Annotated in this window: 13 protein-coding genes; 8 read left to right on the top strand and 5 right to left on the bottom strand. The window is 72.8% G+C overall.

Features of this window, described 5'->3' with window-relative positions; translation table 11 throughout:
• Nucleotides 1-451 precede the first annotated feature (451 nt).
• The gene (locus ACQUSR_RS15245; protein WP_431043108.1) at nucleotides 452-1,273 is read left to right on the top strand and encodes an SDR family NAD(P)-dependent oxidoreductase; all 822 of its coding nucleotides are present in this window, start codon (nucleotides 452-454) and stop codon (nucleotides 1,271-1,273) included.
• 628 nt (nucleotides 1,274-1,901) lie between these two features.
• Here ACQUSR_RS15245 and ACQUSR_RS15250 read toward each other — a convergent pair.
• The 3 genes from ACQUSR_RS15250 to ACQUSR_RS15260 all read right to left on the bottom strand — a co-directional run bounded on the left by ACQUSR_RS15250 (nucleotide 1,902) and on the right by ACQUSR_RS15260 (nucleotide 4,694).
• Nucleotides 1,902-3,287, bottom strand: a complete 1,386-nt coding sequence (locus ACQUSR_RS15250) for a glycosyltransferase (RefSeq protein WP_431043109.1) — start codon at nucleotides 3,285-3,287, stop codon at nucleotides 1,902-1,904.
• Nucleotides 3,288-3,382: 95 nt separating this feature from the next.
• Nucleotides 3,383-4,213: a MerR family transcriptional regulator gene (locus tag ACQUSR_RS15255; protein WP_431047607.1), complete on the bottom strand. Its 831-nt coding sequence runs from the start codon at nucleotides 4,211-4,213 to the stop codon at nucleotides 3,383-3,385.
• A gap of 64 nt (nucleotides 4,214-4,277) precedes the next feature.
• Entirely contained in the window at nucleotides 4,278-4,694 is a 417-nt protein-coding gene (locus ACQUSR_RS15260; protein ID WP_431043110.1) for a VOC family protein, read from the bottom strand.
• Nucleotides 4,695-4,904: 210 nt separating this feature from the next.
• Here ACQUSR_RS15260 and ACQUSR_RS15265 point away from each other — a divergent pair, with 210 nt between their 5' ends.
• From ACQUSR_RS15265 to ACQUSR_RS15275, 3 genes are all read left to right on the top strand, one after another.
• The gene (locus ACQUSR_RS15265; protein WP_431043111.1) at nucleotides 4,905-5,552 is read left to right on the top strand and encodes a TetR/AcrR family transcriptional regulator; all 648 of its coding nucleotides are present in this window, start codon (nucleotides 4,905-4,907) and stop codon (nucleotides 5,550-5,552) included.
• A 169-nt stretch (nucleotides 5,553-5,721) separates the two neighbouring features.
• Complete coding sequence (locus tag ACQUSR_RS15270; RefSeq protein WP_431043112.1) at nucleotides 5,722-6,324, top strand: HhH-GPD-type base excision DNA repair protein; 603 nt, start codon at nucleotides 5,722-5,724, stop codon at nucleotides 6,322-6,324.
• 90 nt (nucleotides 6,325-6,414) lie between these two features.
• Entirely contained in the window at nucleotides 6,415-7,995 is a 1,581-nt protein-coding gene (locus ACQUSR_RS15275) for a M28 family metallopeptidase (protein ID WP_431043113.1), read from the top strand.
• Between the two features lie 82 nt (nucleotides 7,996-8,077).
• Here the strand turns inward: ACQUSR_RS15275 and ACQUSR_RS15280 are convergent, their stop codons facing one another.
• Nucleotides 8,078-9,580 carry a helicase HerA-like domain-containing protein gene (locus tag ACQUSR_RS15280; RefSeq protein ID WP_431043114.1) on the bottom strand — a complete coding sequence of 501 codons (1,503 nt, stop codon included), beginning with the start codon at nucleotides 9,578-9,580 and terminating at the stop codon, nucleotides 8,078-8,080.
• Between the two features lie 88 nt (nucleotides 9,581-9,668).
• Here ACQUSR_RS15280 and ACQUSR_RS15285 point away from each other — a divergent pair, with 88 nt between their 5' ends.
• Nucleotides 9,669-9,965 (top strand): type II toxin-antitoxin system VapB family antitoxin, encoded by a 297-nt coding sequence (locus tag ACQUSR_RS15285; RefSeq protein WP_003986294.1) that lies wholly within the window; start codon nucleotides 9,669-9,671, stop codon nucleotides 9,963-9,965.
• Between the two features lie 126 nt (nucleotides 9,966-10,091).
• Nucleotides 10,092-10,799, top strand: a complete 708-nt coding sequence (locus ACQUSR_RS15290; RefSeq protein WP_431043115.1) for a LytR C-terminal domain-containing protein — start codon at nucleotides 10,092-10,094, stop codon at nucleotides 10,797-10,799.
• A gap of 168 nt (nucleotides 10,800-10,967) precedes the next feature.
• Here the strand turns inward: ACQUSR_RS15290 and upp are convergent, their stop codons facing one another.
• Nucleotides 10,968-11,603 (bottom strand): uracil phosphoribosyltransferase, encoded by a 636-nt coding sequence (gene upp / locus ACQUSR_RS15295; protein ID WP_431043116.1) that lies wholly within the window; start codon nucleotides 11,601-11,603, stop codon nucleotides 10,968-10,970.
• Between the two features lie 179 nt (nucleotides 11,604-11,782).
• Here upp and ACQUSR_RS15300 point away from each other — a divergent pair, with 179 nt between their 5' ends.
• Nucleotides 11,783-11,965, top strand: coding sequence for a hypothetical protein (locus tag ACQUSR_RS15300; RefSeq protein WP_431043117.1), 183 nt, complete (start codon nucleotides 11,783-11,785; stop codon nucleotides 11,963-11,965).
• Between the two features lie 294 nt (nucleotides 11,966-12,259).
• Complete coding sequence (locus tag ACQUSR_RS15305; protein WP_431047609.1) at nucleotides 12,260-12,778, top strand: hypothetical protein; 519 nt, start codon at nucleotides 12,260-12,262, stop codon at nucleotides 12,776-12,778.
• The last annotated feature ends 27 nt before the right edge of the window (nucleotides 12,779-12,805 follow it).

The raw sequence follows: 12,805 nt of genomic DNA on the forward strand, positions 1-12,805 counted from the left end.
AGGACGGCCCGGCGCCCTTGAAGTCCCGGATGCCCTCCGCCTTGGATGGACGTCATGAACAGCGGTCCGCGCCATCACGACCGGCCACCTCATACGGTGCCGCCGGCGAAGCGCGCTGTTCGGCCGCCGGCGCGCTGACGCGCCGCGGACACGCTCCTCGAACCCGTACTCGCGTCTGTACGCGCACTCGCACGCGCACTGGTTCCAGTACGCGCACTCCTAGTGCTGCTGGTACCCGTACCCGTACTGGTTCTGATACGCGCACCGCGCGCCCGCCGTCCCCGTACCGGATACCCGCGTCCCCGTACCGGATAGCCGTATCGCGTACCGGACCGCCCGTACTCGGCCGCCGCTCCGCTGACCCGCGGGGACGGCTTCCGCACCGTTTCGCACGCTCGGACTCCCCCGTGGCCGGGGGCCGCTCCGCCGTGCCCGTTTCCAGGAATCGACCATGTCTTCAGCTGTGCCCACCGACAGGACCGTGCTCGTCACCGGAGCCACCTCCGGCATCGGGTGGGAGACCGCCCGCCTCCTCAGCGATCAGGGCTGCACCGTCGTCCTGCACGCCCCGGACACCGCGTCCGGCGGTGCGGCGGTGGAGCGGCTCGTCGCGGCGGGGGCCGACCCGAAGCGGGTGGATCTCGCCGTCGCGGACTTCTCACGGCTGGCGGAGGTGCGGGCCATGGCCGCGGCCGTCGCGGCCGCGCACCCCGTCATCGACGTGCTCGTCAACAACGCGGCCGTCGCGGCCCCGGAGCGGCACACGATCACGGAGGACGGGATCGAACTCTCGCTCCAGGTCAACTTCCTGGCGGCATACGTCCTCACCCGCGGCCTCGCGGGGCCGCTCACCGCGCGCCCGGGAAGCCGCGTGGTCAACGTGTCGTCGTCGATGCACCGCACCGCGTCCATCTCCTGGTCCGACCCGAACCGCGTCCGCCGCTACTCGCGGCTCGCCGCCTACGCCCAGTCGCAGCTCGCCCTGACGGTCTTCGCCCGCGCGGCGCTCCCGGCCGACTCCGGTGGCACCGCGGTCAGCGTGCACCCGGGCGTCTGCGAGACGGCGCTGCTCCCGCTGTACGGGCACGAGGGCGACTCCGCCGCGGAGGGCGCCGCACGCGTGGCGCGGCTGTGCGACCCGGCCACCGAGCTCGAACCGGGCGCCTACTACGACCGCACGGCGCTCTCCCCGGCCGCCCCCGTCGCCAACGAACCGCGCACCGTCCGCCGCCTGGTCAAGCTCGCCGAGGAACTCGCCGGCCAGGCCGCCTGATCCCCCTCTCCCCTGCCAACTCCGAGGAGTCCGTACCCATCCAAGCGCGCCCGCAAGAAGAAGGCCCGCCGTAAGAAGAAGGCCAACCACGGCAGCAAGGCCGGCCAGGGCTGACCACGGCTGACCGCCACCACCGGGCGCGGGCCCCTGAGAAAGGGCCCGCGCCCGGCGCGCGTTGAGCCCGGCGGGGATGCGCCCCGGGCGGCCGAAGGGGTGCGGGTCCAGGCCGGGGCGGGCCGGGACGGGCCGAGCCGGGACGAGGCGTAGCGGGATGGGCTGACCGGTCCACGCGGGGCCGAGCCGTAGCGGCACGGACCAAGCTGGTCCGAGCCGGGCAGAGCCGTGGCGGGCACGGGGCCGGGACAGTCCGAGTAGGGCCGAGCCGTGGCGGGCACGGGGCCGGAACGGGCCACAGCCGGGCCGAGCCGTAGCGGCATGGGCCGAGCCGGTCCAAGCGAGGCCGAGCAGTGGCAGCACGGGCCGAGCCGGTCCACGCGGACCCAGCCGTAGCGGCACAGGCCGCCGGGTCCGAGCCGGACCCAGCCGTGGCAGCACGAGTCAGGCCGGGTCCGAGCCAGGCCTCAGCCGTAGCCGCACGAGCCAAGCCGGCCCAAGCCGGACCCGGCCGTCAACTCGTCTGCTTGAGCCTCCCGATCACCTCGGTCACCCGTCCCGCGCCGTCCTCCGTGGTCATGCGCCGGGCCGCGGCCGCTGCCCGTTCGCGGTACGTACCGTCGTGGACCGCCCGTCGGAGTGCCTCCGCGAGCCGGTCGGCTGTCAGCGCCTTGTACGGGATCGGGTCGGCACCCGCGCCCAGGGCGGCGACGCGCCGGGCCCAGAACGGCTGGTCCGCCGTCACCGGCACCGGCACGGCCGGCACCCCCGCGCCCAGCGCGGCCGCGGTGGTGCCCGCGCCCGCGTGGTGGACGACGGCGGCCATCCGCGGGAAGAGCAGTGCGTGCGGGACCTCTCCGACCGTCAGCACGTCGTCTCCGGAGGCCGCGAGCCCGGCCCAGCCGGACTGGAGTATTCCGCGCAGCCCCGCCCGGCGCAGCGCCTCGGTGGCCATCGCGCTCAACCGCTCCCCAGCACCGCCGCCCATGCTGCCGAACCCGATGAGGACGGGCGGCGGTCCGGCATCCAGGAATTCCTCCACCGCGGCCGGGAGCCGGGCGTCCGGCGGCAGGTGTGGCCACCAGGTGCCGACCACGTCCAGCCCGGCGCCCCAGTCCGCCGGGCGCGGCACCAGGACCGGGCTGAAGCCGTGCATGATCGCGCTGAGCCCATACGGCACCGGCGCCCCGGTCCCGGCCCCGGCGGCCCCGGCCCCGGAGCGCGTCCGCCGACGGTGGACGGTGGAGGCCCCCGCGCCCCCACCGGTCGCCGCCGGCAGGCCGAGCCGATCTCGCAGGTCGCGCACCGCATCGCGGTGCAGGCGGTCGACCACGCGCAGTGCGAGCCGGCCGGCGGCCCGGTTGCCCCAGCGGCCCAGGGACCGGGTGGGGCCGACCACGGGCGGGAAGTCCCCGGTGGGCGCCGTGGGTTGCAGGGCCACACCGAAGCAGTCGGCGCCGATCGCTTCGGCCACGTGGCGGCCGAGCGTGGCGGTGGTGTTGGAGAGCAGCAGCAGCTCCGTGCCGGGCTCGGCGGCGTCGGCGAGGCCCTCGCCGAGGTGCCGTATCGCGGTGGACGCCTGACGGAGCAGGGCCCGCGTACGCGGCCCCTCACCGGCCCCGACCGACCGCGCCCCCTCCCCGGACGCGGCGGCCACATCCGCCTCGGCAGCCGGGCCGCACGGATCGGGCGCGCCGGACGGTGCGATCGGCCCGGCAGCATCGGTGCGTGGGTCCCCGGGCAGCGGCCGGAAACCCAGCCCGCACTCCGCCACCCGCGCCGCGAAGGACGGATGCGTGGCGAGCGTGACCTCATGGCCCGCCTCCCGCAGACGCACACCGAGCCCGGTGTACGGAACGACGTCGCCGTGCGATCCGGCGGCCGTGATCAGAATCCTCATCCTGGCCAGAACTCCTCGATTGACGGGGGCTACCTCGCTTTCCGCCCCGCTTCGGGCGCGCTTCGGGTGCCCGAAGCGCAGATGCCGGAACCGCCTCAGTCCACCGTGCGGCGGGCGGCGTTGGCGTGGATCGCGGCATGCAGGTACGCGGCCAGCCCCGGACGCTGTTCGGAGGCGGGAACCACCAGGGCGAAGGCCCGCGCGTCCGCGATGTAGTCGTCGGCGATCCGGCGGTGCATCTCCGGCGGGCAGGGCGTGAACCAGCGGCTGACGTGCATGCGGTGTTCCTCAGCGAGGTCGATGGCCAGGCCGCCGTCGTCCGCCTCGTCCGCCTCGTCCGCCTCGTCCGCCTCGTCCGCCTCGTCCGCCTCGTCCGCCTCGAAGGCATCAAACGCGGCGAGGAGCCGCTTCCGCCAGTCCGCGGCCTCCGCCATGATCTGCCGCCAGTCCTCCTTGGTGTGTGCGGCGGCACGGGCCATCGAGCGCCGATGCCCCTCGCTGTCCTGCCACTTCAGATGCGCCTCGGTGGCGTAACTGAGATCGAAGGCGACCTCGCCGAAGACCTCGAACCGCTCCTGCGGGGTCAGTTCGACCCCCGTCTGCTGGACCTCCATGGCGTGCTCGGCCACCTCCACGAGCCTGCGCAGCTTGTCGATCTGCTCGTTGAGGAGCCGGTGCCGGGCCCGCAGATGGTCCAGCACGTTCGCCTGCGGGTCCTGGAGGATGGCCCCGATCTCATCGAGAGAGAAGCCCAGTTCGCGGTAGAACAGGATCTGCTGGAGCCGGGCGAGGTCGGCGTCGTTGTAGAGCCGGTAGCCCGCCGGGCTGCGCTCGCTGGGTGTCAGCAGCCCGGTCCTGTCGTAGTGGTGCAGGGCACGCACCGTTATCCCCGCGAACCCGGAGACCTGCCCCACCGAATAGCTCACCGAATAGCTCACCGTCCCGCCTTTCGCGACGGGTTCCAGCCTGGAGCCTGACGTGGCGTGAGGGTCAAGCAGGGGTGCCGGGCTCAGCGGAAGCGGAAGACGCCGGTGTCACCCACTCAACCAACTCGACTATCAGGTCATTTGGCCCTGTGACCATGAACAGCCGCTCGCCCCACGGCTCTTCCCGCAGCGGCATGGTGATGTCGACGCCTTCCGCGCGCAGCCGCGCCTCTTCGCCCGCGAGGTCATCGACGGTGAAGACGACGATGACGCCCTCGGCTCGCCGGTCGCGGATGTTCGCGGGAAGCACGTCGACACCGCGCCGCATCAGCACGATGTTCGGCGCGGCGTCGTCCCGCCCCAACGAGGCGAAGCCGTCCGCCTCCATCTCCGTACGGAAGCCGAAGTGCTGGGTGAAGAAGTCGGCGGACGCGGCCACGTCGTCGACGGTGAGGCAGATGGCAGAGGAGGTGATGCGCAAAAGGGGCTCCTTCGAAGAGCGGACACAAGGATCGGGCAAGGCGCTCGGGACACCCAGGCACACTCAGGACACTTCTTAGGTTCGACATAACATTAGATCCGCCCTAGCCTGTCGTCAACCTAAAATGAGGTCCGACCCAAAAATCTTCCGGACCCGCACCAGTCCGGACCCGAACCAGAGGGAGAGGATGGACATGGAGGAGGCGAACGCATGAGCGACAAGGCCAAGGCCCCCGGCCTGCGCGAGCAGAAGAAGCGCGAGACCCGGCAGGCCATCTCCGACCACGCGACCCGGCTGTTCCTCAAGCGCGGCTTCGACGCGACGACCATCGCCGACATCGCGGCGGCCTCCCGCGTCGCCAAGATGACCGTCACCAACTACTTCCCGCGCAAGGAGGACCTGGCTCTCGACCGCTCCGACGAGTTCGTCGCGGGGCCGGCGGCCACGGTCGGCGAGCGGGCTCCCGGGGAGTCCGCGCTCGCCGCGCTGCGCCGGGCCTTCCTCGCCGCCGTGGAGCGCCGCGACCCCGTCATCGGCTTTTCCGGGCCCGTCTTCGCCAGCATGGTCGCCGAGAGCCCCACCCTCACCGCCCGCCTGCGCGATCTGCACGAGCAGCGGGAGCGGGCGCTGGCCGAGGTCCTCGCCGCCGAGACGGGCGCCGGTCCGGACGACATCGTGCCGCGCGTGGCGGCAGCCCAGTTCGGCGGCGTCCACCGGCTGCTCTTCGCGGAGCTCCAGCGGCGCACGCTCGCCGGGCAGAGCGACGACGCGATAGCGGCCGCGGTGGCCGAGCAAGGCCGTGCCGCCTTCGATCTGCTGGAGCCCTCGCTGGGCGACTACGCGGTGCGGGCGGGCTGACACCCTCTCAGAGCGGTGCGCGGGCCGCTCGCTGGACGGCGCCGGCGCCGGCGTCTCTGACTGGCGCGCGTCTCGCGCCGTGCCGAGAATGACCGCAGTGGGGGACGGGCACTCACGCAGTGAAAGGAGGGCGGGGCTGCGGCCCTCGCGCACCGCGCCCCGACCGCCCATGGACACCACCGTTCGGCTCGCGCAGCAGCCGGAGGCCGATGCCCTGCTCGGCCGCAGCCCGCTGGCCATCCTCACCGGGATGCTCCTCGACCAGCAGGTCCCCATGGAATGGGCTTTCTCCGGCCCGTACACCATCGCGCGACGCATGGGCCGGGACGATCTGGACGCCCATGAGATCGCCGTCTACGACCCCGAGCGCTTCGCGGCACTGCTGTCCGAGAAGCCCGCCGTGCACCGCTATCCGGGGGCGATGGCCAAGCGGGTGCAGCTGCTGTGCCAGTACCTGGTCGAGCACTACGGCGGTGACGCGAGCGGGCTGTGGCGCGACGCGGGCAGCGGGGCGGAGTTGCTGGACCGGTTGAACGCGCTTCCCGGCTTCGGCCGCCAGAAGGCGCAGATCTTCGTCGCGCTGCTGGGCAAGCAGTTCGGTGTACAGCCCAGCGGATGGCGTGAGGCCGCGGGCGCGTACGGCGAGGCGGGCTCCTACCGCTCGGTCGCCGACATCACCGGGCCCGCGTCGCTGGGCAAGGTGCGGGCGTACAAGCAGCAGGCGAAGCGGGCGGCGAAGGAGGCGAAGGCGCGCGGGGAGAAGCCCCGCTGACCCCGCGTGCGCTTCACCGGGCCGCCGCCGGGGCAGGATCTGGCGACTCGGGACCCCGTCCCAGCCCTACGTCGGAAAGGACCGACCCCTGTGGACCTGCGTACCCTGCCGCCCGCGCGCCGGGCGATAGCCGCCCTGGCGGCCGCGGCGCTCGCCACCCCGCTGCTGCTCTCCGCCGCCTCCCCCGCCACCGCGTCGCCGTCGTCATCGTCACCGGGTGGCAGTGGCCCGGCCAAAGGCGCAGCCCTCGCACGCCAGTTGGTGAAGAGATCCTCGGCCCACGACGCCCGTGCCCATCTGGAGAGATTCCAGGCCATCGCGGACGCCTCGGGCGGCCATCGCGCCGCGGGTTCGCCCGGCCATGACGCCTCCGCCGAGTACGTCAAGGGTGTGCTGCGGAAGGCCGGCTACCGGGTCTCGTACGAGCCGTTCGAGTTCACGTACATCGAGACCCTGGCCGAGAAGCTCGCGGTCGTCGCGCCCCATCCGCGCGAGGTCGCGATCAAGGCCATGTCGTACACCAAGAGCACCCCGGTGGGCGGCATCACGGCCGCCGTCGCCGCGGTGCCGGTCGATGAGACCACCGGCTGCGAGGCGTCCGACTACGCGTCGGGGACCTTCACCGGGAAGATCGCGCTGATCAAGCGCGGTGGCTGCGCGTTCGCCGCCAAGCAGGCCGCGGCGGCGGACGCGGGCGCGGTCGGCGCGATCGTCTACAACAACACCGACGGCGCGCTGTCCGGCACCCTCGGCGACGCGGGGGCCGCCCGGATCCCGACCGGCGGCGTCACGCGGGCGGACGGCGAGGCGCTGGCGGCGGAGGCGGCGCGCGGCGAGGTGCGGGTCGGCTTCGAGATCCGCGAGCTCCAGCAGAAGCGGACGACCAACAACGTCATCGCCGAGACCCGCGGCGGCGACGACCGCCGTACGGTGATGCTCGGCGCCCACCTGGACTCCGTCATCGCGGGCCCCGGCATCAACGACAACGGCTCGGGCTCGGCCGGCCTGCTGGAGGTCGCGCTGGAACTGGCGAAGACCCACAAGAAGCCCGACCACAAGATCCGTTTCGCGTGGTGGTCGGCGGAGGAACTGGGGCTGCTCGGCTCCAAGGCGTACGTCGGCGGGCTGAGCGAGGCGCAGCGCGACCGGATCGCCCTCTATCTCAACTTCGACATGATCGCGTCGCCGAACCACGGGCAGTTCGTGTACGACGGCGACAACTCCGACGGCGTGGGCGAGGGCCCCGGCCCCGAGGGCTCGGCGCAGATCGAGAGGAACATCAACGACTTCCTGGACCGGCGGGGCGCGCCGCACGAGGGCACGGACTTCACCGGGCGCTCGGACTACGGGCCGTTCATCGCGGCGGGCATCCCGTCCGGCGGCACCTTCACCGGCGCGGAGGGCGTCAAGACGGCCGGGCAGGCCGCGAAGTACGGCGGTACCGCGGGCGCGGCCTACGACGCCTGCTACCACGCCGCCTGCGACAACCTCTCCAATATCGACATGTCGACTTTCGGCACCAACATCGATGTGATCGCCAACGCGGTGGGGACGTACGCGTACGATCTGAGCTCGCTGACCGAGCCGGTGGAGAGCGTGCCGACGGAGGGCGACGCGGGCAGCGGCGGCGGCCTGCACGACGACCATGACCACGACCGCGTGACCGAGTGACGATTCCGATACGACGCCTCGGGGCGCCGGGCAGCGGTGCTGTCCGGCGCCCCGACGGGGTACTCCGCGCGTCGGTGGACGTTCAGCGGCCGCGAGGAGCCGTGCCGAGCAGGGAGCGCGCGATCTCCTGGCCGGGCCGCGAGCCCGGGCGCCCGGCCGGACCCGTCCGGGAGCCCGGCCCGCGATCCACAGCCTGTGCATAACGCCCGAACAGCTCCGAGCCGGCGACCGCGTGCTCCAGTTCGGCCGCCCCGAGCGACCCCATCAGCGACTGCGGCGCCCGCAGCCGGACCGCCGCGGCCGGGGTCGGGGCGCCCTGCCCGCTCGGTACCGTCACCACCGCCTCCCCCGTCCCGAGCCCGGTGAGGAGTTCCTCCAGGTCGTATGCCGCACGGGGCAGTGCCCGCACGGCCGCCCCGCGCGCCTCGGCGTCGTCGTCCGAGGTCCCCGTGCGCGGCGCGTGCTGCACCCGGGTGCCGAGCCGACCGAGCACCTCGGCCGGGACCTCGTGCGGGCCTCGCGTCACGAAGAACACACCCACGCCCTTCGAACCGAGCAGCCGCATCGTCCGGGTGACCGACGCCCGGAACGCCTCGGAGGCGCCGTCGAAGAGCGGGCGCGCCCCGTCGAAGAAAAAGACGAGCCTGGGCTTGTCGACGCCGACGTCGCCGACGTCCGGCAGCTCGTGGCAGAGATCGGCCAGCAGCCACATCAGGGAGGCGGAGCAGAGCCGCGAGGCGTCCCGAACGGCGGCCAGCTCCAGTACGGAGACGACGCCGCGACCGTCCGGCGCGATCCGCAGCAGCTCGTTCGCGTCGAACTCGGGCACGCCGAGGACCGCCCCCGCGGCGGCCGCCGACGGCCCGCCGACGTCCGTGAGCCCAGTGGGCACGCCCTCCGCCCCCTCGGAGGCGAGGGAGGCGACGAGGGCCCGCAGGTCACTGAGGCCGGTCAACTCCAGGCCCTTGCCGTCCGCGTACTGGAAGACCCTCTCCAGCGACCGCTCCCGGTCCCGCTCCAGGCCGAGCGCCCTCGACAGCAGCACCGGCCCGATCGCGGTGGCGGTGGCGCGCAGCGGGATGCCGGTGCCGAGCCCGCCGAGCGCGTAGAACTCGGCCGGATAGCCGAGCGCGGTCCACTCCTCGCCGACCTCGGCCATCCGCCGCTCGACCTCCTCGCCGCCGGTGCCGGGCACCGACACGCCCGAGAGGTCGCCGTCCACGTCGGTGAGGAAGACCGGGACGCCGTGCGCCGAGATCCGCTCGGCCATGAGCTGGAGCGTCCGGGTCGCTCCGGTGCCGCCGGCCCCCGCGACGAGCCCGTGCCGGTTCAGGACCGACAGCGGAACCCGGACGGGCGCGTCGCGCAGACAGGCCCCACCCCAGAGCAGCGCGCCCAGGTCCAGGGCGGGACCGGGGAAGGCGTAGGCCGCGGCGAGCTCGGCGGCGATCCCACCGGGCACATCAGGCACATCGGGCACATCGGGCACATGAGCGGCCCCGGCGCCGGTCGCGGCCCCCTCGGTGGCCGCGCCTTCGGCGGCAGATTGCGCGGAGTCGCGGCGGGCCGAGGGCCTCTCGTTCATGCGTAACTCCCGATTTGCCGTTGTATGCCACCTTCGCACTCCCGCGCCGTGGCTGCGCCGGAACCCACTTGACCGGTAGGCTTTCCGTGTGATCTTCAAGCGCATCGGAAACGGGCGGCCGTACCCCGACCACGGCCGGGAAAGCACCCGCCAGTGGGCGGATGTTGCCCCACGCCCGGTACGTCTTGACCAACTGGTCACGACGAAGCAGCAGCTCGACCTGGAGACGCTGCTCGCGGAGGACTCGACGTTCTACGGCGACCTGTTCGCCCACGTCGTGAAGTGGCAGGGCGACCTCTACCTGGAAGACGGGCTGCACCGTGCCGTACGGGCGGCACTCCAGCAGCGCCAGGTGCTGCACGCGCGCGTGCTCGAACTGGGCTGAGGCCCGCCGCCCGCGGCCGGTTCGCCACGCCGCTGGCCCATTCGGGTTGGCCCTTTCGGGTTGGCCCGCGCGTGAACAATTGATCATCTAGTAGGCATGACGCGCATGCGGCATTACGCTGCGCTCATGAGCATGCTCACGCCTCCTGGAATGGGCGGAAAGTACCGCATCACGGGTAATCGCTATCCGCGGATGCGCCGGCCCCGGGGTCACCACAAGATCGCACTGGCCGGCGTCGGCGCGGCTCTCGCGCTCGGCCTGGCCGGCTGGGGGACATGGCAGCTCATCGACGTCTTCTCGGGCGACGGCGACACGAAGGCGAGCGCGGCCGGGCGGGACGCCTCGGGCGACTGCGCCCGCGCACCCGGCGGTGACGGCGCCGACGGCGCGGGCACCCCCTCGAAGGCGGGGAAGGGGTCGACGTCCTCCCGGGCCGCGACGGTGCCGGGCAAGGCGCTGCCGAAGCCCGGCGAGATCACCGTCAACGTCTACAACGCGACGCAGCGCACCGGGCTGGCCAAGGAGACCGCCGACGCGCTGAAGAAGCGCGGCTTCAAGATCGGGCAAGTGGGCAACGCGCCGGCGGAGTACGACAAGAAGGTCAAGACGCCGGGGCTGCTGCTGGGCGCCCCCGCCGCCGCCGACGGCGCCTTCGACGTCCTGGGAACGCAGCTCCCGGGCGCCCGGACCAAGCACGACGCGCGCGAGGGCAAGGACGTCGACCTGATCATCGGCAAGGGCTTCAGCGAGCTGGCCAAGAAGAAGGACGCGGACCAGGCGCTGACCGCGCTGTCCCGGCCCGTGCCGAAGCACTCGTCGGACGATCACTGCTGAGGACGACGGGCGTCCTCGGTCTCCCCCGGCATTGACGGCGGGAGAGACCGAGGGCGAAGAGGACGGGAGCCCGAAACCGAGGCCGCAGGGCGACGGCTACGGACTACCGGCTACCGGCTACCGGCTACCGGCTACCGAGCGAAAGGGTTTACAGGGGCAACAGCCCGGTCAGCCCGCCGCGCCGTACATCCGGTCCCCGGCGTCGCCGAGGCCGGGGACGATGTACCCCTGGTCGTTCAGCTGCTCGTCCACCGCTGCGGTCACCACCGTGACCGGCGCGCCCGCCAGCTCGCGCTCCATCACCTCGACGCCCTCGGGGGCCGCCAGCAGGCAGATCGCGGTGACGTCGTCCGCACCGCGCGAGATCAGCTCCCTGATCGCCGCGACGAGCGTGCCGCCGGTGGCCAGCATCGGGTCCAGCACGTACACCTGGCGGCCCGAGAGGTCGTCCGGCATCCGCGTCGCGTACGTCGACGCCTGCAGCGTCTCCTCGTCACGGATCATGCCGAGGAAACCGACCTCGGCGGTCGGCAGCAGCCGCACCATGCCGTCGAGCATGCCGAGACCGGCCCGCAGGATCGGCACCACCAGCGGTCGCGGGTGGGAGAGCCGCACGCCGGTCGTCGCCGTCACCGGGGTCTGGATGTCGACCTGATCGGTGCGCACATCGCGGGTCGCCTCGTACGCGAGCAGGGTGACCAGCTCGTCGGCGAGACGCCGGAAGGTGGGGGAGTCGGTGCGCTTGTCGCGCAGCGTGGTGAGTTTGTGCGCCACCAGCGGGTGGTCGACGACGTGGATCCGCATGGCATCGACATTAACCGAGCTTCCGGGCGCGAGTGCCCGCCCGTCACCCTCCGACCATTGGCCGCCGCACTGGCATCAAACCACCGGTTCGGGGGAAAGTGGGGGCATACGCCCCGACTGTCCGCGGAGTGGGCCGGCGCGGGTGAGCGGGAACCTCGGACCGAGGTGGTGTGTGACGGATGGCGGACCGGGATGAGTTCGGCGAGGAAACGGCCGAGATAGCCGCGGAGCGGCGACGGCGGCGCGCCCAGTTCCTGCGCGAGCTGAACGAGGCCAAGGAGCTGCGCGACCGGGTCCAGCCGCGCCGCGCCCGCACAGCGCGGGCGCGCCAAGCCATGCGGATGCGGACCTTCCGGTGGTAGCGGTGGACCCTCCAGTGGTCGCAGCGGGGTCTTCCGGGGGTCGCAGCGGGCCTTCCAGTGGCCGCAGCAGGCTTTCCGGGGGCGGCGAACGGGTTACCGGCAAGCGGGTACCGAGCCGCGTGAGCGGGCGCCCGATGCCCCGCAACCGGCGTCCCGTGAGCCACATCTCCTAGGACTGGTGCACGACGCAGCGCGGAAGACCTCTCGCAATGCCGAGGTTTCTGCCACGATTCCGAATGGACGGGGCATCGCCCTGTCCGCCCCGGCACGCCTATGACCAGTGGGAGAGTCACGGTGTACTTCGCCGCACTGCTCGCGCGCACCGAAGACGGGTGGCAAGCGAGCGACACAGAGCTCGACGATGTGGAGACCCTGGCAGACCTGACCGAGCTGGCCCGTGAGGCCGCGGTCGACGACGACACGGTGCTGGCCCTCATCGAGCAGGAAGACGCGTGGTTCGGCATCGTCCGCCTGGAGGGCGAGGACGACCCGCGCATCTACGTCTCGGACGCGGCCGCGGCCGCCCGCAGCTCGTACGGCGCATTGCTCACCGACGAGTTGCTCGGCCGGGACGAGGACGGTACCGACGAGTTGGACAGTCTGGACCTCGACGGCACGGAGGACGGCGAGCCCGAGGCCGACGACGCCGACGCGGCCGCTGAGGAACCGGTTCCGCACGGGCCGCTGGGCGATCTCGGCCTGCTGGCCGACCTCGGCCTCAGCAAGAAGGACCTGCTGTCCCTGGACGGCGACGCGCTGACCGTCGTCGCGGACATGCTGGGCTGCACGGACGTCCTGGAAGCGGTGCGCTGAGCGTCCCGGGGGCGGCGGGCCGTCCGC

This window comes from Streptomyces sp. P1-3 (genome assembly GCF_050613155.1).
Lineage (GTDB): Bacteria > Actinomycetota > Actinomycetes > Streptomycetales > Streptomycetaceae > Streptomyces.